At 42.9% G+C, this 23,829-nt stretch carries 23 protein-coding genes; 21 read left to right on the top strand and 2 right to left on the bottom strand.

Annotation, left to right across the window (positions count from 1 at the left end):
• Positions 1-38: 38 nt before the first annotated feature.
• From B7708_RS06895 to B7708_RS06805, 20 genes are all read left to right on the top strand, one after another.
• Positions 39-1,217 carry an acetyl-CoA C-acetyltransferase gene (locus B7708_RS06895; RefSeq protein WP_084974691.1) on the top strand — a complete coding sequence of 393 codons (1,179 nt, stop codon included), beginning with the start codon at positions 39-41 and terminating at the stop codon, positions 1,215-1,217.
• A 152-nt stretch (positions 1,218-1,369) separates the two neighbouring features.
• Positions 1,370-3,343, top strand: a complete 1,974-nt coding sequence (locus tag B7708_RS06890) for a DHH family phosphoesterase (RefSeq protein ID WP_084974689.1) — start codon at positions 1,370-1,372, stop codon at positions 3,341-3,343.
• On the top strand, positions 3,340-3,792 hold the full coding sequence (rplI, locus tag B7708_RS06885) for a 50S ribosomal protein L9 (RefSeq protein ID WP_000864206.1): 453 nt from the start codon (positions 3,340-3,342) through the stop codon (positions 3,790-3,792). Before B7708_RS06890 ends, rplI begins: the two co-directional genes overlap by 4 nt.
• A gap of 43 nt (positions 3,793-3,835) precedes the next feature.
• On the top strand, positions 3,836-5,188 hold the full coding sequence (gene dnaB / locus B7708_RS06880; RefSeq protein ID WP_084974687.1) for a replicative DNA helicase: 1,353 nt from the start codon (positions 3,836-3,838) through the stop codon (positions 5,186-5,188).
• A 1-nt stretch (position 5,189) separates the two neighbouring features.
• A complete protein-coding gene (locus tag B7708_RS06875; RefSeq protein ID WP_001278166.1) occupies positions 5,190-5,465 on the top strand; it encodes a Veg family protein in 276 nt (91 codons plus the stop codon).
• 91 nt (positions 5,466-5,556) lie between these two features.
• Complete coding sequence (locus tag B7708_RS06870; RefSeq protein ID WP_084974685.1) at positions 5,557-6,666, top strand: N-acetylmuramoyl-L-alanine amidase family protein; 1,110 nt, start codon at positions 5,557-5,559, stop codon at positions 6,664-6,666.
• Positions 6,667-6,750: 84 nt separating this feature from the next.
• Positions 6,751-9,384, top strand: coding sequence for a DNA polymerase I (gene polA, locus B7708_RS06865; RefSeq protein ID WP_084974780.1), 2,634 nt, complete (start codon positions 6,751-6,753; stop codon positions 9,382-9,384).
• A gap of 275 nt (positions 9,385-9,659) precedes the next feature.
• Complete coding sequence (locus tag B7708_RS06860) at positions 9,660-9,950, top strand: thiamine-binding protein (RefSeq protein WP_000647674.1); 291 nt, start codon at positions 9,660-9,662, stop codon at positions 9,948-9,950.
• On the top strand, positions 9,913-10,671 hold the full coding sequence (locus tag B7708_RS06855; protein ID WP_084974683.1) for an ABC transporter permease: 759 nt from the start codon (positions 9,913-9,915) through the stop codon (positions 10,669-10,671). Before B7708_RS06860 ends, B7708_RS06855 begins: the two co-directional genes overlap by 38 nt.
• A 38-nt stretch (positions 10,672-10,709) precedes the next feature.
• Positions 10,710-11,717, top strand: a complete 1,008-nt coding sequence (locus tag B7708_RS06850; RefSeq protein WP_084974681.1) for an ABC transporter substrate-binding protein — start codon at positions 10,710-10,712, stop codon at positions 11,715-11,717.
• Positions 11,717-12,445: an ABC transporter ATP-binding protein gene (locus B7708_RS06845; RefSeq protein ID WP_084974679.1), complete on the top strand. Its 729-nt coding sequence runs from the start codon at positions 11,717-11,719 to the stop codon at positions 12,443-12,445. Before B7708_RS06850 ends, B7708_RS06845 begins: the two co-directional genes overlap by 1 nt.
• 15 nt (positions 12,446-12,460) lie before the next feature.
• A complete protein-coding gene (locus B7708_RS06840) occupies positions 12,461-12,763 on the top strand; it encodes a hypothetical protein (protein ID WP_000691712.1) in 303 nt (100 codons plus the stop codon).
• Positions 12,764-12,939: 176 nt separating this feature from the next.
• On the top strand, positions 12,940-13,188 hold the full coding sequence (locus B7708_RS06835) for a hypothetical protein (RefSeq protein ID WP_000039417.1): 249 nt from the start codon (positions 12,940-12,942) through the stop codon (positions 13,186-13,188).
• The gene (locus B7708_RS09960; RefSeq protein ID WP_000841982.1) at positions 13,185-13,355 is read left to right on the top strand and encodes a helix-turn-helix domain-containing protein; all 171 of its coding nucleotides are present in this window, start codon (positions 13,185-13,187) and stop codon (positions 13,353-13,355) included. The genes B7708_RS06835 and B7708_RS09960 overlap by 4 nt, the downstream gene beginning before the upstream one ends.
• A 221-nt stretch (positions 13,356-13,576) precedes the next feature.
• The gene (locus B7708_RS06830; RefSeq protein WP_001211254.1) at positions 13,577-14,035 is read left to right on the top strand and encodes a CtsR family transcriptional regulator; all 459 of its coding nucleotides are present in this window, start codon (positions 13,577-13,579) and stop codon (positions 14,033-14,035) included.
• Between the two features lies 1 nt (position 14,036).
• Entirely contained in the window at positions 14,037-16,469 is a 2,433-nt protein-coding gene (locus tag B7708_RS06825) for an ATP-dependent Clp protease ATP-binding subunit (RefSeq protein WP_084974677.1), read from the top strand.
• A gap of 146 nt (positions 16,470-16,615) precedes the next feature.
• A complete protein-coding gene (locus B7708_RS06820) occupies positions 16,616-17,674 on the top strand; it encodes an AAA family ATPase (protein ID WP_084974675.1) in 1,059 nt (352 codons plus the stop codon).
• A 9-nt stretch (positions 17,675-17,683) separates the two neighbouring features.
• Entirely contained in the window at positions 17,684-18,463 is a 780-nt protein-coding gene (pnuC, locus tag B7708_RS06815; RefSeq protein WP_084974673.1) for a nicotinamide riboside transporter PnuC, read from the top strand.
• 1 nt (position 18,464) lies between these two features.
• Positions 18,465-19,238 carry an NUDIX domain-containing protein gene (locus B7708_RS06810; RefSeq protein ID WP_084974671.1) on the top strand — a complete coding sequence of 258 codons (774 nt, stop codon included), beginning with the start codon at positions 18,465-18,467 and terminating at the stop codon, positions 19,236-19,238.
• A gap of 305 nt (positions 19,239-19,543) precedes the next feature.
• Positions 19,544-20,227, top strand: a complete 684-nt coding sequence (locus tag B7708_RS06805; protein WP_084974669.1) for a hypothetical protein — start codon at positions 19,544-19,546, stop codon at positions 20,225-20,227.
• 66 nt (positions 20,228-20,293) lie between these two features.
• Here B7708_RS06805 and dusB read toward each other — a convergent pair whose 3' ends face one another.
• Together dusB and hslO are read right to left on the bottom strand one after the other, a co-directional pair.
• The gene (gene dusB, locus B7708_RS06800; RefSeq protein WP_084974667.1) at positions 20,294-21,274 is read right to left on the bottom strand and encodes a tRNA dihydrouridine synthase DusB; all 981 of its coding nucleotides are present in this window, start codon (positions 21,272-21,274) and stop codon (positions 20,294-20,296) included.
• Positions 21,261-22,133, bottom strand: coding sequence for an Hsp33 family molecular chaperone HslO (hslO, locus tag B7708_RS06795; protein ID WP_084974664.1), 873 nt, complete (start codon positions 22,131-22,133; stop codon positions 21,261-21,263). Before hslO ends, dusB begins: the two co-directional genes overlap by 14 nt.
• Positions 22,134-22,297: 164 nt before the next feature.
• On the opposite strand from hslO, the gene B7708_RS06790 reads away from it, so the two are divergent.
• Positions 22,298-23,725, top strand: coding sequence for a helix-turn-helix domain-containing protein (locus tag B7708_RS06790; RefSeq protein WP_084974662.1), 1,428 nt, complete (start codon positions 22,298-22,300; stop codon positions 23,723-23,725).
• The last annotated feature ends 104 nt before the right edge of the window (positions 23,726-23,829 follow it).

The following is a 23,829-nucleotide window of genomic DNA, read 5'->3' as shown; positions in this document are numbered from 1 at the left end:
GTATTGCATCATTATACAAGGTATAAATGGAGGTAGTTATGAAAGACGTAGTGATTGTTTCAGCAGTGCGAACTCCTATTGGTTCCTTTGGAGGGAGCTTGAAGAATGTTTCTGCTGTTGATTTGGGATCTTTGGTCATTAAGAGTGCTTTGGAAAAAGCGAATATTAAACCAGAGCAAGTAGACGAAGTGATTATGGGGAATGTCCTAGGCGCAGGTTTAGGCCAAAACGTGGCTCGCCAAATGAGCATTCAAGCGGGGCTCCCTGAATTTACACCAGCCTTTACCATTAATAAGGTTTGTGGTTCTGGGTTGAAGGCAGTTCAGTTAGCTGCTCAAGCGATTCGATGTGGCGATGCAGATATTATCGTAGCTGGTGGTGCAGAAAACATGAGTCAGGCTCCATATGTTTTGCCAAACTTCCGTTGGGGCGGCCGTATGGGAGATTCGAAAGTGGTAGACACCATGATTAAGGACGGTTTGTCTGATGCTTTTAACGAATACCATATGGGGATTACAGCTGAGAATGTGGCCGAAGAATATGGTATTAGCCGGGATGATCAAGATGCTCTTGCTTTGGAATCACAAAAACGAGCAGTAGCGGCTATAGAATCTGGACGCTTTAAGGAAGAGATTGTGCCAGTGGTTATTCCTCAACGCAAAGGCGATCCTATCGTCTTTGATACAGATGAATTTCCTAGAAAAGATGCCAGCTTGGAGAGTTTGTCTAAGCTAGGTCCTGTTTTCAAAAAAGACGGTTCTGTCACAGCGGGAAATGCTTCAGGTATCAATGACGGGGCAGCAGCTGTCTTGGTCATGAGTGCTGAAAAAGCTGAAGAATTAGGACTTCCAGTGATTGCTCGCATTCGTTCGTATGCAAGTGCAGGTTTGGATCCTAAGATGATGGGATGTGGACCGATTTATGCGACTCGCAAGGCTCTTGAAAAAGGCAATTTGACAATTGATGATCTCGACTTGATTGAGTCAAATGAAGCCTTTGCTGCCCAGACTTGTGCAGTCGGTAAAACTCTAGGCTTCAACACAGATATTGTCAATGTCAATGGTGGCGCGATTGCTCTCGGTCACCCAATTGGAGCTTCAGGCTGTCGTATCTTAGTGACTCTGGTACATGAGATGATGAAACGTGATGCCAAAACTGGTTTAGCAACTCTCTGTATCGGGGGAGGGATGGGAACAGCCCTCATCGTTGAACGTTAGATGGTAGTAATCTTAGTGCAGGAGGATAATGAGCTTATTCTCCTTTTTGCATTAAAACCATAAAAAAATCAATAAGGAAAAGGAGGCTTACCACTTTTTAAAGGTCGCTTTTTAAGGGCATTTGTGATATAATAATGCGCAAGAGGTTTAGAATGAAAAAAAATAATTTAACCCCGATTTCTGCGGTTCTACTAGGGATTGCAACTTTCGGAACCTTAACAATGCTGATTATTTTTTCACAAAATAATGTTGTAACAATCAGTGCCTTGTTTTTATTTGTACTTCTTTATCTGCTTTTATTCATCTGGCAAAAAAAACAGTATGAAAAGAGCGAAATTGAACAAATCCAATACGTAAACCATCAAGCGGAAGATAGCTTGAACACGCTGCTCGATCAAATGCCAGTTGGTGTTCTGAAATTAGACTTATCTAGTGGCGAAGTCGAATGGTTTAATCCTTATGCTGAGTTGATTTTGACGACTGAAGAAGGCGAAATTGATGTTGACTTGATTCAAACCATTATCAAGGCTTCTGTGGGGAACCCTGGTTCTTATGCTACCTTGGGCGAAACACGATATGCTGTTCATATGGATAAGGCCTCAGGTGTTTTGTATTTCTTTGATGTTTCTGGGGAGTACGAAGCAACTGTCGAATTGGTAACCAGTCGACCAGTGATTGGGGTTATCTCGGTAGACAACTACGATGATCTAGAAGATGCAACCTCCGACTCCGATATTAGTCATATCAATAGCTTTGTGGCAAATTTTGTTTCAGAATTTGCTAGTAAGTATGCCATGTTTTCTCGGCGTGTGGGTATGGACCGCTTTTATTTATTTACTGATTACACAGTTCTTGAGGGCTTGATGAATGATAAATTCTCTGTGATTGATGCCTTTCGTGAGGAGGCAAAACAGAGACAGCTGCCATTGACCTTGAGCATGGGCTTTTCTTATGGTGATGGAAATCATGATGAGATAGGGAAAGTTGCTTTAAGAAACTTGAACTTAGCTGAGGTTCGTGGTGGGGACCAGGTGGTTGTCAAGGAAAATGATGAAACCAAGAATCCAGTCTACTTTGGTGGTGGTTCCGCAGCCTCTGTTAAGAGAACAAGAACACGTACGAGAGCGATGATGACAGCTATTTCAGATAAGATTCGCAGTGTGGATCAGGTATTTGTAGTTGGTCATAAGAATCTGGATATGGATGCCTTGGGGTCTGCGGTTGGCATGCAGTTGTTTGCGAGCAATATCACTGAAAATAGCTATGCGGTCTACGATGCAGATCAAATGTCACCAGATATCGAGCGTGCCGTCAAATTCTTGGAAAAAGAGGGTGTCACTAAGCTCTTGCCTCTGGCTAATGCGATGAGATTGGTCACCAAGCGCTCTTTGTTGATTTTAGTGGATCATTCCAAGACGGCTTTGACCTTGTCGAAAGATTTTTACGAACTGTTCACTCAAACCATTGTCATTGACCACCATCGACGTGATCAGGATTTCCCTGAGAATGCAGTCATCACCTATATCGAAAGTGGAGCAAGTAGTGCGAGTGAGTTGGTCACAGAATTGATTCAGTTCCAAAATTCTAAGAAAAATCGTTTGAGTCGTATGCAGGCTAGTGTACTGATGGCTGGTATGATGCTGGATACCAAAAACTTTACGTCACGAGTAACGAGTAGAACCTTTGATGTAGCTAGCTACCTCAGAACACGGGGAAGTGATAGTATTGCTATCCAGGAGATTGCTGCGACAGATTTTGAAGAATATCGTGAGGTAAATGAACTCATTTTACAAGGACGTAAATTGGGTTCAGATGTCTTAATTGCCCAAGCTAAGGATTCGACCACTTATGACACAGTCGTCATCAGTAAGGCTGCCGATGCTATGTTGGCTATGTCTGGCATTGAGGCTAGTTTCGTTCTAGCGAAAAATACACAAGGATTTATCTCAATCTCAGCTCGAAGCCGTAGTAAAATCAATGTGCAACGGATTATGGAAGAACTGGGCGGTGGTGGTCACTTTAACCTAGCTGCTGCACAAATCAAGAATATGGGTCTGTCAGAAGTAGGAGAAAAATTGACTCAACTAATCTTGGATGAACTAAAGGAAAAGGAGAAAGAAGAATGAAAGTAATCTTTTTAGCAGATGTTAAAGGAAAAGGGAAAAAAGGTGAAATTAAGGAAGTGCCAACTGGCTACGCCCAAAACTTCCTGATTAAAAAGAATTTGGCTAAGGAAGCGACTGCTCAGGCAATCGGTGAATTGCGTGGAAAACAAAAATCAGAAGAAAAGGCTCATGCAGAGATGTTAGCAGAGGCAAGAGCAATCAAAGCTAAGCTTGAAGCAGAAGAAACTGTTGTAGAGTTTGTTGAAAAGGTTGGACCAGATGGCCGTACATTTGGCTCAATCACCAATAAGAAGATTGCAGAAGAATTGCAAAAGCAGTTTGGTATAAATATTGACAAGCGTCATATTCAAGTAAAGGCACCAATTCGAGCAGTAGGTTTGATTGATGTACCAGTGAAAATCTACCAAGATGTTACAAGTGTCATCAATCTTCGTGTAAAAGAAGGGTAAGTTTACAACTTCTTGACAAGATTGTAAAAGGAAGGAAAGTCGGATGGCAGAAGTAGAGGAACTGCGAGTTCAACCTCAGGATATTTTGGCAGAGCAATCTGTTCTGGGGGCTATTTTTATAGATGAGAGCAAGCTCGTTTTTGTCCGAGAATACATTGATTCTCGAGACTTCTTTAAGTATGCTCATCGGTTGATTTTCCAAGCGATGGTAGATTTGTCGGATCGTGGGGAAGCGATTGATGCGACGACGGTTCGGACGATTTTGGATAACCAAGGGGATCTCCAAAATATTGGTGGCTTGTCTTACCTTGTCGAAATTGTCAATTCTGTACCAACTTCAGCTAATGCGGAGTATTATGCTAAAATCGTAGCCGAAAAGGCTATGCTACGACGCTTGATTTCCAAGTTGACAGACTCTGTCAACCAAGCCTATGAAGCTTCTAAGCCTGTAGATGAAATCATTGCGCAGGCTGAAAAGGGGCTCATTGATGTAAGTGAAAACGCAAATCGTAGTGGTTTCAAGAATATCCGTGATATTTTAAATATCAACTTTGGGAACCTAGAAGTTCGGTCACAACAAACAACGGATATTACAGGTATTGCAACGGGATACCGTGATTTGGACCATATGACGACAGGTCTCCATGAGGAGGAACTGATTATTATAGCAGCCCGTCCTGCGGTCGGTAAAACAGCCTTTGCTTTAAACATTGCTCAGAATATCGGAACCAAGTTAGACAAGACTGTGGCCATCTTTTCACTGGAAATGGGTGCGGAAAGTCTAGTAGATCGTATGTTGGCGGCCGAAGGCTTGGTGGAGTCCCATTCTATCCGTACTGGTCAATTGACTGATGAGGAATGGCAAAAGTATACCATTGCCCAAGGGAATCTGGCCAACGCGAGTATCTATATCGATGATACGCCAGGGATTCGAATCACGGAAATTCGTTCGCGCTCACGCAAACTAGCTCAAGAAACGGGCAATCTAGGATTGATTTTGATAGACTACCTACAACTTATCACAGGGACTGGTCGTGAGAATCGCCAACAAGAAGTTTCTGAAATTTCTCGTCAGTTGAAAATTCTAGCTAAGGAATTGAAAGTTCCAGTCATTGCTCTTAGTCAGTTATCTCGTGGAGTGGAACAGCGTCAGGATAAGAGACCAGTCTTGTCTGATATTCGTGAATCGGGTTCTATCGAGCAGGATGCAGATATCGTAGCCTTTCTATACCGTGACGACTACTACGATCGTGCGGGTGAAGAAGAGGAAGGAATTCCAAATAACAAGGTAGAGGTTATCATCGAGAAAAACCGTAGTGGAGCTCGTGGAACGGTGGAATTGATTTTCCAAAAAGAATACAATAAATTTTCAAGTATCTCAAAGAGGGAGGCATAAGATGTCAGATGCATTTACAGATGTAGCCAAGATGAAAAAAATCAAAGAAGAAATCAAGGCGCATGAGGGACAAGTCGTTGAAATGACTTTGGAGAATGGCCGTAAGCGCCAAAAAAATAGATTGGGTAAGCTAATTGAGGTTTATCCATCTCTATTTATCGTTGAATTTGGGGATGTTGAAGGAGACAAACAAGCCAATGTCTATGTTGAATCCTTCACCTACTCAGATATCTTGACAGAGAAGAATTTGATTCGCTATCTAGACCAAGAATCCTAAAATGAAGTGGGCTTTGCTCACTTTTTTCTTTTTTTCCCGAATAGTATAAACGAGGGGAACCTCGGAAATTTATATTATATAAGGAGAATGAATGACGTTTTTAAAATCAGGAGTTAAGAAGAGTAGATATACGCAGTTGGGTGTAGGATTGGCTACATTGTTGGTTACGAGTGCTTTTTTGTTTGGTGGTGAATCGGTTAAAGCTGATAGTGTAGCGCGTGGAGATGACTACCCGCTTCACTATAAAAATGGTAGTGTGGAAATCGACCAGTGGCGGATGTATTCTCGCCAGTGTACGTCTTTTGCAGCCTTTCGTTTGAGTAGTGTGAATGGCTTTGAGATCCCGCCTGCTTATGGAAATGCAAATGAATGGGGGCACCGCGCAAGGCGAGAAGGCTACCGTGTTGATAGCAAGCCAGAAATTGGCTCTATCGCTTGGTCGACAGAAGGTTATTATGGGCATGTGGCCTGGGTATCAAATGTATTAGGGGATACGATTGAGATCGAAGAGTATAACTATGGAGTTAGGGAGAAATACAATCGTCGTAGCGTAAAAGCTAGCTCTATGACAGGCTTTATCCATTTTAAGGACTTGGTATGGAGTGGTGGTAGAACTGGAAATCCTATCAGGTCAGAGTTGGCGTCTAGTGGGACTCATACGTTTACTCAAAAGTCCGCCATTAGAAACCAGCCGTCAAGTACAGCACAAGTTATTGACTACTACTATCCTGGTGAAAATGTTAGCTACGATCAAATCGTAGAAAAGGACGGTTATAAATGGCTCAGCTATCTATCCTATAGTGGAACGAGGAGATACGTCCAGCATACGGAAACAGAATCGGTGGAGAATGGTTGGAAGAAGCAAAACGGTATTTGGAATTACCGTGAGAATGGGAAACTCGCAACTGGTTGGAAGAAAATAAATGGCAGTTGGTATCACTTCAAAGAAAATGGGACCATGTCAACAGGTTGGGTAAAGGATGGCTCGCATTGGTACTATCTAAAGGCATCAGGGGAGATGCAGACAGGTTGGCTCAAGGAAAATGGAACATGGTATTATTTGGAAAGTTCAGGGGCTATGAAGTCTAGTCAGTGGTTCCAGGTAGGCGGAAAATTTTACTACGTCAATGCTTCAGGGGCTTTAGCAGTGAATACCACTGTGGATGGCTATCGAGTGGATAGTAATGGAGCTAGAATCTAGAAAGAATATAAAAAAGAGGACTTCACTACCATTTGCCTATTCTTTCCGATGGTATTTTTCCCCTCTTTCCTTTATAATGGGTGTATGGACAAGAAAAAATTATTACTAATTGATGGATCTTCTGTTGCCTTTCGAGCTTTTTTTGCGCTCTATCAGCAGCTGGATCGGTTTAAAAATGCTAATGGTCTTCATACCAATGCAATCTACGGCTTTCAACTTATGTTGAATCATGTCTTAGAGCGGGTTGAGCCCAGTCATGTTTTGGTAGCCTTTGATGCAGGCAAGACGACTTTCCGAACAGAGATGTATGCAGACTACAAGGGTGGCCGTGCTAAAACTCCAGATGAGTTTCGTGAGCAATTTCCCTTCATTCGTGAGTTGTTAGACCATCTTGGGATTCGCCATTATGAGTTGCCCCAGTATGAAGCGGATGATATCATCGGGACTTTAGGCCGTTTGGCTGAGAAGGATTCTTTTGATGTGACAATCGTTAGTGGAGATAAGGATTTGATCCAGTTGACGGATGAGCATACGGTGGTCGAGATTTCCAAGAAAGGTGTGGCTGAGTTTGAGGCCTTTACGCCAGACTATCTCATGGAAAAAATGGGCCTCACACCAGCTCAGTTTATCGATCTCAAGGCCCTGATGGGAGACAAATCAGATAATATCCCCGGTGTCACTAAGATTGGTGAAAAGACGGGTGTCAAGCTCTTGCTAGAACACGGATCGCTTGAGGGTATTTATGAAAATATCGATGGGATGAAGGCTTCTAAGATGAAGGAAAATCTCATCAATGACAAGGAACAAGCTTTTCTGTCTAAAACCTTGGCGACCATTGATACCAAGGCACCGATTGAGATTGGTCTGGAAGACTTGGTATATAATGGCCCAGATGTGGAAAATCTCGGGAAATTCTACGATGAGATGGGCTTCAAACAGCTCAAGCAAGCTTTGAATGTTTCGTCAACGGATGCGCCTGAAAGTTTGGATTTCACTATCGTTGACCAAGTCAGTCAAGACATGTTGAGCGCAGACTCTATCTTCCACTTTGAACTCTTTGGTGAGAACTACCATACAGATGACTTGGTTGGTTTTGCCTGGTCCTGCGGAGATAAATTTTACGCCACAGACAAACTTGAGCTCTTGCAGGAGCCGATTTTCAAGGATTTTCTAGAAAAAACACCTCTAAAAGTGTATGACTTTAAGAAAGCTAAGGTTCTTTTAAATCGTTTTGGTTTGAACCTGCAGGCTCCTACTTTTGACAGTCGCTTGGCCAAATACCTCCTCTCTACTGTCGAGAACAATGAAATTTCAACCATTGCTAGTCTCTACGGTCAAACATACTTGGTCGATGATGAGACTTTCTATGGTAAGGGTGTCAAGAAGGCAATTCCTGAACGGGAAAAATTCTTGGAACACCTAGCTCGCAAGGTTGCTGTTTTGGTTGAGACCGAGCCTGTTTTGCTTGAAAAACTCAGTGAACACGGGCAGTTAGATCTCCTCTATGACATGGAGCAACCTCTGGCTTTTGTCCTTGCTAAGATGGAAATTGCTGGTATCAAGGTCAAAAAAGAAACCCTGCTTGAGATGCAGGCTGAAAATGAGGTCGTCATTGAGCAACTTACCCAAGAGATTTATGAGCTAGCTGGTGAAGAGTTTAATATCAACTCGCCTAAGCAGTTGGGCGTGCTTCTCTTTGAAAAGCTCGGTCTTCCTCTGGAATATACCAAGAAAACCAAGACAGGTTACTCGACAGCGGTGGATGTGCTAGAGCGACTGGCTCCTATTGCGCCGATTGTTAAAAAAATCCTCGACTACCGTCAGATTGCTAAGATCCAATCTACCTATGTGATTGGCTTGCAAGACTGGATTTTGGCTGATGGCAAGATCCACACGCGCTATGTGCAGGATTTGACTCAGACTGGGCGTTTGTCTAGCGTGGATCCAAACTTGCAAAATATCCCTGTTCGTTTGGAACAAGGCCGTCTCATTCGTAAGGCTTTTGTACCTGAGTGGGAGAATAGTGTTCTTCTCAGCTCGGACTATTCACAGATTGAATTGCGCGTTTTGGCTCATATTTCTAAAGATGAGCACTTGATTAAGGCCTTTCAAGAGGGAGCAGATATCCATACCTCGACAGCCATGCGGGTCTTTGGCATTGAACGTCCTGAAGATGTGACTCCAAACGATCGTCGTAATGCTAAGGCGGTAAATTTTGGAGTGGTTTACGGGATTTCAGACTTTGGCTTGTCTAATAATCTAGGCATCAGCCGTAAGGAAGCAAAAGCCTACATTGACACTTACTTTGAACGCTTCCCAGGTATTAAAAACTACATGGATGAGGTGGTGCGTGAGGCGCGTGATAAGGGCTATGTAGAGACCCTCTTCAAGCGTCGTCGTGAGTTGCCAGATATTAATTCGCGCAACTTTAACATTCGTGGTTTTGCAGAGCGGACGGCCATCAACTCTCCTATCCAGGGCTCAGCAGCAGATATTCTCAAGATTGCTATGATCCAGCTAGACAAAGCTCTAGTTGAAGGTGGCTATCAGACCAAGATGCTGTTGCAAGTGCACGATGAAATCGTTCTTGAAGTTCCAAAGGCAGAATTAGCAGCCGTCAAAGTACTGGTGAAACAAACCATGGAAGAAGCCATCCAGCTCAGTGTTCCCCTCATCGCTGATGAGAATGAAGGAGCAACTTGGTACGAGGCTAAATAAGAAAGATATGATAGAGTTTGAAGTACTTGCCTTCAAACTCTTTTTCATGATTTTCTGTAAGCAGTTTCCTTGACTTATCCTTTTTTTTGCGTTATCATATGTCCATATAAGATACGGGAGTCTGTGTACAGTCTGAGAGGAAGTGTTAAACTTCGACCGCACCTGATCTGGGTAATGCCAGCGTAGGGAAGGATACTTAGCCGAATTCTGCACCTTTTCCGTATAAGGAAGGGGTTTTCTTTTTGTCAAAAGGAAGCCTAGAAGAGGAGGTTTTTATGAAAGCAAGCATTGCCTTGCAAGTCTTGCCCTTATCACAGGGGATTGACCGGATTGCTATTATCGATCAGGTTATTGCTTATCTACAAGCTCAGTCCGTGACCATGGTGGTGACACCCTTTGAAACGGTCTTGGAAGGGGAGTTTGATGAGCTTATGCGCATTCTCAAAGAAGCGCTAGAAGTGGCAGGGCAGGAGGCAGATAATGTCTTTGCCAATGTCAAAATAAATGTAGGAGAGATTTTAAGCATCGATGAGAAACTTGAAAAGTATGATGAGACGACACATTAGTCTTTTGGGCTTTATAGGAGTCTTGTCGGTCTGGCAGTTAGCGGGAATATTCAAACTTTTACCCAAGTTTATCCTACCAACTCCCTTTGAAATTCTCCAGGCCTTTGTTCGTGACAGAGAATTTCTCTGGCACCATAGCTGGGCGACCTTGAGAGTGGCTTTACTGGGGTTGGTTCTGGGAGTCTTGATTGCCTGTCTCATGGCGGTGCTTATGGACAGTCTGACTTGGCTCAATGATTTGATTTACCCTATGATGGTGGTTGTCCAGACTATCCCGACCATTGCCATAGCCCCTATCTTGGTCTTGTGGCTAGGTTATGGGATTTTGCCCAAGATTGTCTTGATTATCCTGACGACAACCTTCCCGATCATCGTCAGTATTTTAGATGGTTTTAGGCATTTTGACAAGGATATGCTGACCTTGTTTAGTCTGATGCGTGCAAACCCTTGGCAAATTCTATGGCATTTTAAAATCCCGGTCAGCCTGCCTTACTTTTATGCAGGTCTGAGGGTCAGTGTCTCCTACGCCTTTATCACAACCGTGGTGTCTGAGTGGTTGGGAGGCTTTGAAGGACTAGGTGTTTACATGATTCAGTCCAAGAAACTGTTTCAGTATGATACTATGTTCGCCATTATTATTTTGGTGTCGATTATCAGCCTTTTGGGTATGAAATTGGTCGATATTAGCGAAAAATATGTGATTAAATGGAAACGTCCCTAAGATAAGGATGTTTTAGAAAAAGAAAAGAGGAACTGAAAATGAAGAAAACATGGAAAGTGTTTTTAACGCTTGTAACGTCTTTTGTAGCTGTCGTGCTTGTGGCTTGTGGCCAAGGAACTGCTTCTAAGGACAACAAAGAAGCAGAAGTTAAGAAGATTGACTTTATCCTAGACTGGACGCCAAATACTAACCACACAGGGCTTTATGTTGCTAAGGAAAAAGGCTATTTCAAAGAAGCTGGAGTGGATGTTGATTTGAAATTGCCACCAGAAGAAAGCTCATCTGACTTGGTAATCAATGGCAAGGCACCATTTGCTATCTATTTCCAAGACTACATGGCTAAAAAATTGGAAAAAGGAGCAGGAATCACTGCCGTTGCCGCTATCGTTGAGCATAATACATCAGGAATCATCTCACGTAAATCTGACAATGTCACCAGTCCAAAGGATTTAGTTGGCAAGAAATACGGAACTTGGAATGACCCGACTGAGCTTGCTATGTTGAAAACCTTGGTAGAATCACAAGGTGGAGACTTTGAGAAGGTCGAAAAAGTACCGAACAACGACTCAAACTCGATTACACCGATTGCCAATGGCGTCTTTGACACTGCTTGGATATACTACGGTTGGGATGGAATCCTTGCCAAATCTCAAGGTGTAGACGCTAACTTCATGTACTTGAAAGACTATGTCAAGGAATTTGACTACTACTCACCCGTTATCATCGCAAACAACGACTATCTCAAAGACAACAAGGAAGAAGCTCGTAAAGTCATCCAAGCCATCAAAAAAGGTTACCAATATGCCATGGAACATCCAGAAGAAGCTGCAGATATCCTCATCAAGAATGCACCTGAACTCAAGGAAAAACGCGACTTTGTCATCGAATCTCAAAAATACTTGTCAAAAGAATATGTAAGTGACAAGGAAAAATGGGGACAATTTGACGCTGACCGCTGGAATGCCTTCTACAAATGGGATAAAGAAAATGGTATCCTTAAAGAAGACTTGACTGACAAGGGCTTCACTAATGAATTTGTAAAATAATGACAGAAATAAGACTAGAACATGTAAGTTATGCCTATGGCGATGAAAAGATTTTAGAGGATATCAACCTGCAGGTGACTTCGGGTGAAGTGGTTTCTATCCTAGGTCCAAGTGGTGTTGGAAAGACCACTCTCTTTAACCTAATCGCTGGGATTTTAGAAGTCCAGTCGGGGCGAATTGTCCTTGATGGCGAGGAAAATCCTAAGGGGCGCGTGAGTTATATGTTGCAAAAGGATCTACTCTTGGAGCATAAGACGGTGCTTGGCAATATCATCTTGCCCCTCTTGATTCAAAAGGTGGATAAGGCGGAGGCCATTGCCCGAGCAGATGAAATTCTTGCGACCTTCCAGCTAACGACGGTACGGAACAAGTATCCTCACGAGCTCAGCGGTGGGATGCGCCAGCGTGTGGCCTTACTCCGGACCTACCTTTTTGGGCACAAGCTCTTTCTTTTGGATGAGGCCTTTAGTGCTTTGGATGAGATGACAAAGATGGAACTCCACGCTTGGTATCTGGAGATTCACAAGCAGTTGCAACTAACGACCTTGATCATCACACATAGTATTGAAGAGGCCCTCAATCTTAGCGACCGCATCTACATCCTAAAAAATCGGCCTGGGCAGATTGTTTCAGAAATTAAACTAGATTGGTCTGAAGACGAGGACAAGGAAGTCCAAAAAATTGCCTACAAACGTCAAATCTTAGCAGAATTGGGCTTAGATAAGTAGAAAAATAGGGAGTTGGTGAAGATTATTCTTTACCAGCGCCCTTTTTGTAAAGCAATAGAAATAGTGTACGACATGTTAAGCAGACTGAAGAAATTACGGAGAGAAAATGGAACATCAGTTGTCTCCTTTGCATTTATTGCAATTGCTATAGTATCAGGATTTATAATTTACTTTAGTCCTGATATTGCAAAGTTATTAGGATTAGATGAAAAAAGATTTGAAAACGTAGTGGGAACAGTTTTAACTCCGACATTATTATTTATAGGTTATTTAATTTTTGAAAAATCTGTAGATAAATATCGAAAAGAAATTAAATAGGAACAGAAAATACTAAAAGAAAAACAGAATGAGTTGGGAGACAATTTTAAAAGTTAAGAGAAAATTAGAATTGTTGGTGGAATAGGTTTCCTTTACTAGGGAAATGGAGATATAGAAAAAAGCACGTTTGACCGTACTAGCGGAAGTAGAAAGGCTAAAAATGAAAGGCGATTATTATGAGTAAAAAAAGTAGAACAGAAAAAGCCAAAGTAACAGAAAATGCAGATTTGGGAGCGTATTTTTTAATTTTAGCAGTTGTAGCCGTTGGGGCACTTGCTTATTTTTCAGAAGATTTTGGGACAAGGTGGGCAAAAGTTATAGAAATAGTCGGAGCGCCGTTTTCTTTAGGTTTAGGTTTTTTCGCTTTTGATAAAGGTTTTGAAATGTTAGGCAAGTATAACGAAAAAAACAAAGGCGACGAATGAAAAGTCAAGAAACTAAAACAGAATTTATTAAACTAAGAGCGTCTGGGAAATCATTTGACTATATAGCTAAAGAACTAAGTATCAGTAAGTCAACTTGTAGCAGTTGGGAAAAAGAACTAAAAGACGCTATAGCAGAATTAAAACAGGAACAGCTTAACGAATTATAGTTCCTTGCCTGCTGAACTCGTCAATATTACGCCCTTTTTAGGGCTCTTTTTTGTGGACTTTTTTAGGAACTTTCAAGAAAAACTAAGGCGAATTAATGCCAAAGTGTTTTTTAAAAAAGTCAGTATTTCCAATGGTTGAGCCTTAAAAATTTGACTTATAGAGTGTTAAATGATAGTATAGTCAAAGATAGTCAAGGTTCAAAGAAGGAGTTTGATTTACTATGAGATTTAAAAATACATCAGATCATATCGAAGCCTATATCAAGGCGATTTTAGACCAGTCTGGTATCGTGGAATTGCAGCGGAGCCAGTTGGCAGATACCTTTCAGGTTGTGCCGAGTCAGATCAACTATGTCATCAAGACACGTTTTACTGAAAGCAGAGGTTACTTGGTTGAGAGCAAGCGGGGTGGCGGAGGCTACATTCGCATAGGCCGGATTGAGTTTTCCAATCATCATGAGATGCTCCGCGATTTGCTTTACTCGATTGGTGAGCAAGTTAGTCAGGAGATTTATGAGGATATTCTCCAGCTTTTGGTGGAGCAGGACTTGATGACCAAGCAGGAGATGACCTTACTGGTATCTGTGGCAACGGATCGTGTCCTAGGGGAAGAATCCTCAGTTGTCCGTGCCAATATGCTCCGACAGCTATTACAAGAGGTAGATAGAAAAGAGAAGTAAGATGAACTATTCAAAAGCATTGAATGAATGTATCGAGAGTGCCTACATGGTTGCGGGCCATTTTGGAGCTCGATATCTAGAGTCTTGGCATTTATTGATTGCCATGTCCAATCACAGTTACAGTGTAGCAGGGGCGACTCTAAATGATTATCCTTATGAAATGGACCGTTTAGAAGAGGTTGCGTTGGAACTGACTGAAACGGATTATAGCCAAGACGAAACCTTTACAGTATTGCCTTTTTCCCATCGTTTGGAGGTTCTCTTTGCAGAAGCAGAGTATGTGGCCTCAGTGGTCCATGCTAAGGTGCTAGGGACAGAGCATGTCCTCTATGCGATTTTGCATGATGGCAATGCCTTGGCAACTCGCATCTTGGAGAGAGCAGGCTTTTCTTATGAAGACCAGAAAGATCAGGTCAGAATTGCTGCTCTTCGTCGCAATCTAGAAGAGCGTGCAGGATGGACAAGAGAAGACCTTAAGGCTTTACGTCAACGTCATCGCACAGTAGCTGACAAGCAAAGTTCCATGGCCAATATGATGGGTATGCCTCAAGCTCAAAGTGGCGGTCTAGAGGACTACACGCATGACCTGACGGAGCAAGCGCGCTCTGGCAAGTTAGAACCAGTTATTGGTCGTGACAAGGAAATCGCACGTATGATTCAGATTTTGAGTCGGAAGACCAAGAATAATCCTGTCTTGGTTGGAGATGCGGGTGTCGGGAAAACAGCTCTGGCACTTGGACTTGCTCAGCGTATTGCCAGTGGGGATGTACCTGCGGAAATGGCAAAGATGCGCGTGTTAGAGCTTGATTTGATGAATGTTGTCGCGGGAACACGTTTCCGTGGTGACTTTGAAGAGCGTATGAACAACATCATCAAGGATATCGAGGAAGACGGCAAAGTAATCCTCTTTATAGATGAACTTCACACCATCATGGGTTCTGGTAGCGGTATTGACTCGACTCTGGATGCGGCCAATATCTTGAAACCAGCCTTGGCGCGTGGAACTTTGAGAACGGTTGGTGCAACCACTCAGGAAGAATACCAAAAACACATCGAAAAAGATGCTGCCCTTTCTCGTCGTTTTGCCAAAGTTACGATTGAAGAGCCAAGTCTAGCTGACAGCATGACTATTTTGCAAGGTTTGAAAGCGACTTATGAGAAACACCATCGTGTGCAAATCACAGATGAAGCCGTTGAAACAGCTGTCAAGATGGCGCATCGTTACTTGACCAGTCGTCACTTACCAGACTCTGCCATCGATCTATTGGACGAAGCGGCAGCAACAGTGCAAAACAAATCCAAGCATGTGAAAGCAGACGAATCCGACTTGAGTCCAGCTGACAAGGCCTTGATGGATGGCAAGTGGAAACAAGCGGCCCAGCTAATCGCAAAAGAGCAGGAAGTCCCTGTCTATAAAGACTTGGTAACAGAGACTGAAATCTTGACTACCTTGAGTCGCTTGTCAGGGATTCCAGTCCAAAAACTGACTCAGACTGATGCTAAGAAATACCTGAACTTGGAAGCTGAACTACACAAACGTGTCATCGGTCAGGATCAAGCTGTTTCAAGTATTAGCCGTGCGATTCGCCGCAATCAGTCAGGGATTCGCAGTCACAAGCGTCCGATTGGTTCCTTTATGTTCTTAGGACCAACGGGTGTCGGTAAGACCGAATTGGCCAAGGCTCTGGCAGAAGTTCTCTTTGATGACGAATCAGCCCTTATCCGCTTTGATATGAGTGAATATATGGAGAAATTCGCAGCTAGCCGTCTCAATGGAGCTCCTCCGGGCTATGTAGGCTACGAAGAAGGTGGGGAGTTGACCGAGAAGGTTCGCAACAAACCTTACTCTGTGCTCCTCTTTGACGAGGTAGAAAAGGCCCATCCAGACATCTTTAATGTTCTCTTGCAAGTCTTGGACGACGGTGTCTTGACAGATAGCAAGGGACGCAAGGTTGATTTTTCAAATACCATTATCATCATGACGTCAAACCTTGGTGCGACAGCCCTTCGTGACGACAAGACAGTTGGCTTTGGCGCGAAAGACATTCGTTTTGACCAGGAAAATATGGAAAAACGAATCTTTGAAGAGTTGAAAAAAACTTATCGACCAGAGTTTATCAACCGTATTGATGAAAAGGTGGTCTTCCATAGCTTGGATAGCGAACACATGCAGGAAATTGTCAAGATCATGGTTAAACCATTAATTGCTAGCCTAGTAGAGAAGGGCATCGACTTGAAACTGCAAGCTTCAGCGTTGAAGTTGCTGGCAAGCCAAGGTTATGATCCGGAAATGGGAGCTCGTCCACTTCGCAGAACACTGCAAACAGAAGTGGAAGACAAGTTAGCTGAGCTCCTTCTTAAGGGAGAGCTGGTGGCAGGCAAGACCCTCAAGATTGGTGTCAAAGCTGGTCAATTAAAATTTGATATTGCTTAAAAATGGAGAATCAGGAGAAGTCCTGATTCTTTTTTTGGAACCTTTTTATATAAAATGATAAAAAACTATTGACAAAACAAAAATATAGTATATAATAAAAACATAGAAAACAAAAATATCAAAAATCATAAAAAGGTAAAACGTTTATGAAAAAGAAAACAGCAGTGGTATTTGGAACCTTTGCCCCTCTCCATCAGGGGCATATCGATCTAATCCAGCGAGCGAAGCGTCAGTGTGAGCAGGTCTGGGTAGTCGTTTCAGGCTACGAGGGAGACCGAGGTGAGCAGGTAGGTTTAAGTCTTCAAAAACGATTTCGCTATATCCGAGAGGCTTTTCGTGATGACGAGTTGACCTCTGTCTGTAAGCTGGATGAGACCAACCTTCCCCGTTACCCTATGGGCTGGCAGGAGTGGTTGAACCAGATGTTAGCAGAGATTTCCTATGATGAAACCAAGCAAGAATTGCTCTTCTTTGTGGGTGAAGAAGAATACCAGCAAGAGCTATCTAAACGTGGATTTGGCACTGTCTTGCAAGAAAGAAAGTTTGGTATCTCAGCGACTATGATTCGAGAAAATCCAAGCAAATATTGGAAATACATCGCTCAACCCTTCCGACGTCAGTTTACAAAGAAAGTCTTGATTATGGGAAGTGCTAGTAATGGGAAGACCACTCTAGCAAAGGATTTGGCAAGGTATTACGATGCGCCTGTTAGTCTGGAATACGCGCGTGAGTACCAGATCAAAAACAATGTCCGCGACGATGAATTGACTCCAAAGGATTACTACTATCTCCTTTTAGGGCAGTATGACCAGACCTCAAAGTTAATCGACAGCAATGCCAATCGAGGTCTAGTGATAGCCGATACCAATTCATTAGTAACCAAGGGTTACTATGACTATTACATGGAGACAGAGGACCAAGGGGACTTATCAGGAGAAACCTTTGACAATCTCTTTGCCTCTATCTTGGCCAAGGAAAAATGGGACTTGATTCTCTTTGTGCAGCCTGTTGGCTCCTATGTCAATGACGGATTTAGAGATATGACCATGGCAGAAGACCACATTCGCTACAGTTTTTCCCAGCATTTGGACCAGATGAGGGAGCGATACTTAACCACCATTCCACTAGTTTATCTAACGGAGGATTATCTAGGCAATTATGAAGCAGCAAAAGTGGCTATCGATGCCATTTACCAAGCAGATTAGGAGAAAATTATGAAAAAGCTAACTGAAAAAATCACACAATTTATCGAAAACTTTGAAAATGTCCATGCCGAAGCTCGCAAGATCGGTTTTGTAGGAATCATGCGCCTGATCTGGAAAGATCTCTTTGTCGGTCGTAGCCTTTTCCAGTGGTTATATCTTATCGCCTTGTCAAGTGTTCCCCTGATCTTGGAATTCACGCAAAATACAGAAAGTCATGACTGGCTGAGCTTGTTTGCATCTTGGACTGGGATTGTCTGTGTTATCTTGGTAGCAGAAGGTCGTGCAAGCAATTATCTCTTTGGGGCTATTAACTCGGCTATCTATTTGATTTTGGCCATGAATGCGACTTTTTATGGCGAAGTCTTGACGACGGTTTACTTCTTTGTCATGCAGCCGATTGGTCTCTATGCTTGGTTGTCCAATCGTATCAATGATCAAGGAAAACCAGAAGAATCCCACTTTGAAGCTAAGAAATTATCTGTTCTTGACTGGCTCAAGTACTTGGCCTTGACTGCCATTATCTGGATTGGTATGGGCTTGGCTTACCAAAGTATCAATAGCGCTCGCCCTTTCCGTGATAGTGTTACCGATGCGACCAATGGTGTTGGTCAGCTCTTGATGACACGTCTCTACCGCGAGCAATGGATTTTCTGGATTGCCACCAATCTCTTTAGTATTTATCTCTGGTGGGGTGAAAATATCCACATCCAAGGGATGTACTGGGTTTACACACTTAACAGTCTAGTGGGGTGGTACCAATGGACTAAGGCAGTTCGAAAGGAGGCATAAGATGGCAGATACGATGATTCCAGCCGGGATGACGGAAAAAGAATATTTTGAAATTCATGCCAGTCAGGAGGAGTTTTTAGACTGGTACTACAAGCAGGAACTCCCTCAATATGAAAAACCTAGTGTGACGGTGGATATGGTTGCCTACTGCTTTGTCGAAGGAAAGATCAAGCTCTTGCTGATCCGTCGCAAGGCTCACCCTTATCAAAACTGTTTGGCCTTGGTTGGAGGCTTTATGGATAAGGGAGAGGACGCTGCACATGCCTGTCAGCGCGAGGTGAGAGAGGAAGTCAATCTCGATCTTCCTTTGGAAAAAATCGAGCAATTAATGACCGTATCGACCCCTGGGCGTGATCCGCGGGGATGGACGGTGACCATTGCCCATTTAGTGTACCTACCTAGTCGCGCCTTAGACCTTGTTCAGGCAGGAGACGATGCCAAGGATGTCGTTTTTGTAGATGTCGATTTTCAGACAGGCAAATGCTACCTTGAGGGAGTCGAGCTGGAGGAGCAAGCCTTCGCCTTTGACCATTATGCCATTATCCAAGAATCCATCAAACGAATCCAAGGCCGTCTCGACTGGAATCCAACCTTCCTCTATCTGCTAGAGGAAGAGTTCACTGTCTACGAGGGAACTGAACTGGTCAATCTCATCAACCCAGGACGCCCAATCGTCAGCAATAACTTTCTCGTAAAATACGGCGAATATGTAGAAGAAGTTGGACTCAAACGAGTACCCAAAAAGAAACCAAGAAAAACCTATCGATTGAAATAAAAGTGAGGTCGGGAACTTTGCCCCGACCTCTTTATTTGCTATTATTAGATGTTTTTATCCTATTTCAATAGTATTGAAGCCCTTTATCTAAAAAGATACAAGCGATTACACAAGAGCGATGCAAAAAATATGATTCTAATCTAAGAAATTTTCTATTTTTTCGTTTCGATTACGAATTGAAATAGTGGAGGGAACAATTTTTAAAATAGGTTCTCTAAATAGTTGACAGATTCAAAGTCTAATGTTACAATTATATTACAAAAAGATTTCTTAATGTTTCAAAAATGTTACAAAGGAGTAGAAAAATGAAAAAGAAAACCTATATCAAATTGATGGCAGCGACTGTATTGGCTTCTACCTTGCTACTGGGAGCTTGTGGAAATAAAAACGAAACCACTCAAACCAGTAGCTCTGCCAAGACAAGCCAGTCATCAAGTTCCAAAGCAGTTTCTTCTAGCAAAGAAAGCAAGACCCAAAAATCTTCAAGCTCAGCTTCATCTGAAAAGGCTCAGGCATCTTCTGGTCAGTCTTCTACAACGGCAGATCAGTCACAAGCGAAACCAGCACCTGAATCAAGACAAGAACAAGCAGCTCCTAGTCAACAAGCCCCATCTCAGGCACCATCAACTCAGCAAGATTCTCAAGCCCAGTCTAACCAGTCAGGCTATGATCCAACAACTGACCGCAAACTTCAAGACAAGCAAGCAGAACACAACAAACGCTACAAGGGTGTTTTAACCATGGTGGATGGTGATTTCTCAGCTGCAGCGGGCAACTGGAAGGGTGCCAATGGCGAAACCATTATAGTTTCATCAGGTGGTCAATTCACAGTAGAATCTGCTGATGGAAAGAAAGAAAACTACTCTATCAGAGGCTATTCTTATACTCTTGATGATGGCAAGTATAATGCTAAAATCGGTGGAGGAAAAATCATCCAAATTACAACAGGTGCGGATGGTAAAGTTTCAAGCGTTGCCTTGATTCAATAATAGTATCTAGGTTTTCCTAGGATTTAAAAAACCGTAAACTCCAAGCGAGTTACGGTTTTTTGTGTATTATGCTTTGTCTAATTGCAAGAGAGCTTCAATCTCTGCTAGGGTGCTAGCTTGGGAAATGGCCCCACGAAGTTTGGCTGCACCAGATGTTCCCCGAAGGTAGTGAGGAGCGAGGCCACGGAATTCACGAACGGCTATGTTTTCCCCTTTGAGGTTAATCAAGCGTTTCAAATGTTCGTAGGCGATTCTCATCTTGTCCTCGAAAGTCAAGTCAGGGAGAATTTCTCCTGTTTCAAAGTAGTGATTGATCTGGTTGAAGAGGTAGGGATTTCCCATGGCTGCGCGGCCAATCATAACTGCGTCAGCACCAACTTCTTCGATACGCTGTTTGGCGTCTTGAACCGTACGGATGTCACCATTGGCGATAAATGGAATCTTAGTCAGTGCTTGGGCTACATCGTGCAAGGTCTCGAGGTCTGCGTGGCCTGTGTACATTTGTTCGCGAGTACGGCCATGCATAGCGAGGGCAGAGACACCAGCAGCCTCAGCAGCTAGGGCATTCTCTACAGCTAGGGATGGATCAGACCATCCAGTACGCATTTTGACGGTGAGGGGGATGTCAAGGACAGATTGGACCTTGTTGATAATAGAGTAGATCTTGTCTGGGTCCTTGAGCCACATAGCGCCAGCTTCGTTTTTCACGATTTTGTTAACTGGGCAGCCCATGTTGATATCAACGATATCAGTCTTGGTGTTTTCTTGGATGAATTCTGCTGCGCGTGCGAGGCTGTCTTCATCACTACCAAAAAGTTGGATAGAGACTGGGTTTTCGCCTTCATCGATATGAAGCATATGCAGGGTTTTTTCGTTGTTGTATTGGATTCCCTTGTCAGAGACCATTTCCATGACAACAAGTCCAGCCCCGAGCTCTTTTGCGATGGTACGAAAGGCTGAGTTGGTGACACCAGCCATGGGTGCTAAAACGGTACGATTGGGAATCTCAACATTACCAATCATAAAAGGTGTATTAAGATTTGTCACGGATGAGTTCCTCCAGGTCGTTTTCGTCAAAGTTGTATGTTGTTTGGCAGAATTGGCAGATAATTTCAGCTCCCTGATCTTCATCCTTCATTTCTTGCAGGTCAGAGCTTGGCAGGCTTGCTAGAGCGTTCATAAAACGTTCCTTACTGCAGTCGCATTGGAATCGAATATCTTCTTCAGATAAGCGTTTGTAGGATTCGTCACCATAGATGGCTTTGAGAAGGGCTTCGATGTGATCCTCACTTTCAAGAAGTGTAGAAATGGCAGGCATCTCTTGGATACGTTTTTCAAAGCGAGTAATTTCTTCTTCCTTGGCTCCTGGCAATACTTGGAGAAGAAAACCACCGGCAACTTCGACCTTGTCGTCTTTATCCAAAAGAACATTGAGGCCGACTGCTGAAGGGGTTTGTTGGCTTTCAGTAAGGTAATAGGCCAAGTCTTCACCGATTTCCCCAGAAATGAGAGGAGTCATGGAGTTGTAAGGATTTCCAGTACCGTAGTCTGTGATAACGAGAAATTGACCGTTTCCAACAAAAGGTCCGACTAGGACTTCACCCGTTGCAGTCTTTTTGATGTCAACACCTGGATTTTGAACGTAGCCCTTGACGTTGCCCTTGGTATCTGCGACCGTGATGATGGCACCGAGAGAGCTCGTTCCAAGAACTTTAACCGTTAGTTTGGTATTTCCTTTTTCATTGGCTGCGAGGATCTGGCTAGCGATAAGGGTACGCCCAAGTGCTACAGTTGAACTGGCTTGGGTTTGATGTTTTTCTTGAGCAGTGCGGACGGTTTCCGTGCTATCAAGGACAAAAGCACGAAAGGCTCCGCTTTCTGATATTGTTTTAATAATTTTATCCATAGCTACTATTTTAGCATAAAAATGCCCAAAGGGGGAGTCGTGTGTTTGCTGTTTCTGTGGAATAATGACGAGGAAATCAGCTTTAAAATAAAATGAGAAACAGATTATTTTCGCATTTGAAAGATTTATGCTATCCTTGAAGGAGAAAATGAAAGGGGTAACAAATGTATTTAGGTGATTTGATGGAAAAAGCCGAATCTGGTCAATTTTTAGTCCTTTCCTTTCTGTTACAAGATTCGCAGACAACCGTCAAGGAAGCCATGGAAGAAACAGGCTTTTCAAAGGCGACCTTAACCAAGTACATTTCTCTGATTAACGAAAATACCTTGGAAAGAGGTTTAGAGCTGACCATCCACTTGGAAGATGAAAATCTGCGTTTGTCGATTGGTGCAGATACCAAGGGAAGAGAGATTCGGAGCTTGTTTCTAAACAATGCCATTAAGTACCAAATTTTGGTTTACCTTCTCTATCACCAACAGTTTCTAGCTCATCAGTTGGCTCAAGAATTGATGATTAGCGAGGCCACGCTTGGTCGCCACTTAGCTAGTCTAAATCAGATTTTGTCAGAGTTTGACTTATCCATCCAAAATGGCCGTTGGCGAGGTCCGGAGCATCAGATTCGCTATTTCTATTTCTGTCTTTTCCGCAAGATTTGGTCCAGTCAGGAGTGGGAAGGTCACATGCAGAAAGCTGAGAGAAAACAAGAGATTGCTACCCTAGAAGAAATCTGCGGTGCTAGCTTGTCTTCAGGTCAGAAATTGGACTTGGTTCTCTGGGCTCACATCAGTCAACAGCGCCTTCGGGTTAACGCCTGTCAATTTCAGGTTATAGAAGAAAAAATGCGAGGGTATTTTGACAATATTTTCTACCTTCGTTTGCTTCGAAAGGCTCCGTCCTTTTTTGCTGGGCAACATATCCCTCTAGGAACTGAGGACGGTGAGATGATGGTATTCTTTTCATTTCTCCTTTCCCATCGTATTTTGCCCCTTCATACTATGGAGTATATCCTTGGTTTTGGAGGGCAATTAGCCGATTTGCTGACGCAATTGATTCAAGAAATGAAGAAGGAGGAGCTGCTGGGGGACTACACAGAGGACCATGTCACCTATGAACTCAGCCAGCTCTGTGGTCAAGTTTATCTATACAAGGGCTATATCTTGCAAGATCAGTACAGATACCAGAAAGAGAATCGCCATCCCTATTTGCTGATGGAACATGATTTTAGAGGGACTGCAGAGAGAATTTTTCATATCTTGCCAGCCTTTCATCAGGGGACCGACCTGGATAAGAAAATTATCTGGGAATGGCTCCAGTTGATAGAGTATATGGCAGAAAATGGTGGCCAACATATGAGGATTGGTCTGGATTTGACATCTGGTTTCCTTGTCTTTTCTAGGATGGCTGCCATTTTGAAACGGTATTTGGAATACAATCGTTTCATTACTATTGAAGCCTATGACCCCAGTCGACATTATGATTTGTTAATTACTAACAACCCGATTCATAAGAAAGAACAGACTCCGGTTTATTATTTAAAAAATGATTTGGATATGGAAGATTTAGCTACGATCCGTCAGATGCTATTTGCCTAAAAGACCTGAGTTTTCAGGTCTTTTTTGTGAAATTCGCACAATCTCCTCACATTTTTTTAAAATTTAAAAAAAATTGATGAACAAGAAAGCGCTTTATTTTGTAT

It is taken from the genome of Streptococcus oralis subsp. dentisani (assembly GCF_002096615.1).
In the GTDB taxonomy this organism is placed as follows: domain Bacteria; phylum Bacillota; class Bacilli; order Lactobacillales; family Streptococcaceae; genus Streptococcus; species Streptococcus oralis_U.
Note: the sequence above shows the minus strand (reverse complement) of the source record. Positions and strands in the feature narration are given on the sequence as shown.

Coding starts and splice junctions, on each gene's coding strand:
- B7708_RS06895 (WP_084974691.1), top strand. CDS start 39: ATGAAAGACGTAGTGATTGTTTCAGCAGTGCGAACTCCTATTGGTTCC.
- B7708_RS06890 (WP_084974689.1), top strand. CDS start 1,370: ATGAAAAAAAATAATTTAACCCCGATTTCTGCGGTTCTACTAGGGATT.
- rplI (WP_000864206.1), top strand. CDS start 3,340: ATGAAAGTAATCTTTTTAGCAGATGTTAAAGGAAAAGGGAAAAAAGGT.
- dnaB (WP_084974687.1), top strand. CDS start 3,836: ATGGCAGAAGTAGAGGAACTGCGAGTTCAACCTCAGGATATTTTGGCA.
- B7708_RS06875 (WP_001278166.1), top strand. CDS start 5,190: ATGTCAGATGCATTTACAGATGTAGCCAAGATGAAAAAAATCAAAGAA.
- B7708_RS06870 (WP_084974685.1), top strand. CDS start 5,557: ATGACGTTTTTAAAATCAGGAGTTAAGAAGAGTAGATATACGCAGTTG.
- polA (WP_084974780.1), top strand. CDS start 6,751: ATGGACAAGAAAAAATTATTACTAATTGATGGATCTTCTGTTGCCTTT.
- B7708_RS06860 (WP_000647674.1), top strand. CDS start 9,660: ATGAAAGCAAGCATTGCCTTGCAAGTCTTGCCCTTATCACAGGGGATT.
- B7708_RS06855 (WP_084974683.1), top strand. CDS start 9,913: ATGAGAAACTTGAAAAGTATGATGAGACGACACATTAGTCTTTTGGGC.
- B7708_RS06850 (WP_084974681.1), top strand. CDS start 10,710: ATGAAGAAAACATGGAAAGTGTTTTTAACGCTTGTAACGTCTTTTGTA.
- B7708_RS06845 (WP_084974679.1), top strand. CDS start 11,717: ATGACAGAAATAAGACTAGAACATGTAAGTTATGCCTATGGCGATGAA.
- B7708_RS06835 (WP_000039417.1), top strand. CDS start 12,940: ATGAGTAAAAAAAGTAGAACAGAAAAAGCCAAAGTAACAGAAAATGCA.
- B7708_RS09960 (WP_000841982.1), top strand. CDS start 13,185: ATGAAAAGTCAAGAAACTAAAACAGAATTTATTAAACTAAGAGCGTCT.
- B7708_RS06830 (WP_001211254.1), top strand. CDS start 13,577: ATGAGATTTAAAAATACATCAGATCATATCGAAGCCTATATCAAGGCG.
- B7708_RS06825 (WP_084974677.1), top strand. CDS start 14,037: ATGAACTATTCAAAAGCATTGAATGAATGTATCGAGAGTGCCTACATG.
- B7708_RS06820 (WP_084974675.1), top strand. CDS start 16,616: ATGAAAAAGAAAACAGCAGTGGTATTTGGAACCTTTGCCCCTCTCCAT.
- pnuC (WP_084974673.1), top strand. CDS start 17,684: ATGAAAAAGCTAACTGAAAAAATCACACAATTTATCGAAAACTTTGAA.
- B7708_RS06810 (WP_084974671.1), top strand. CDS start 18,465: ATGGCAGATACGATGATTCCAGCCGGGATGACGGAAAAAGAATATTTT.
- B7708_RS06805 (WP_084974669.1), top strand. CDS start 19,544: ATGAAAAAGAAAACCTATATCAAATTGATGGCAGCGACTGTATTGGCT.
- hslO (WP_084974664.1), bottom strand. CDS start 22,133: ATGGATAAAATTATTAAAACAATATCAGAAAGCGGAGCCTTTCGTGCT.
- B7708_RS06790 (WP_084974662.1), top strand. CDS start 22,298: ATGTATTTAGGTGATTTGATGGAAAAAGCCGAATCTGGTCAATTTTTA.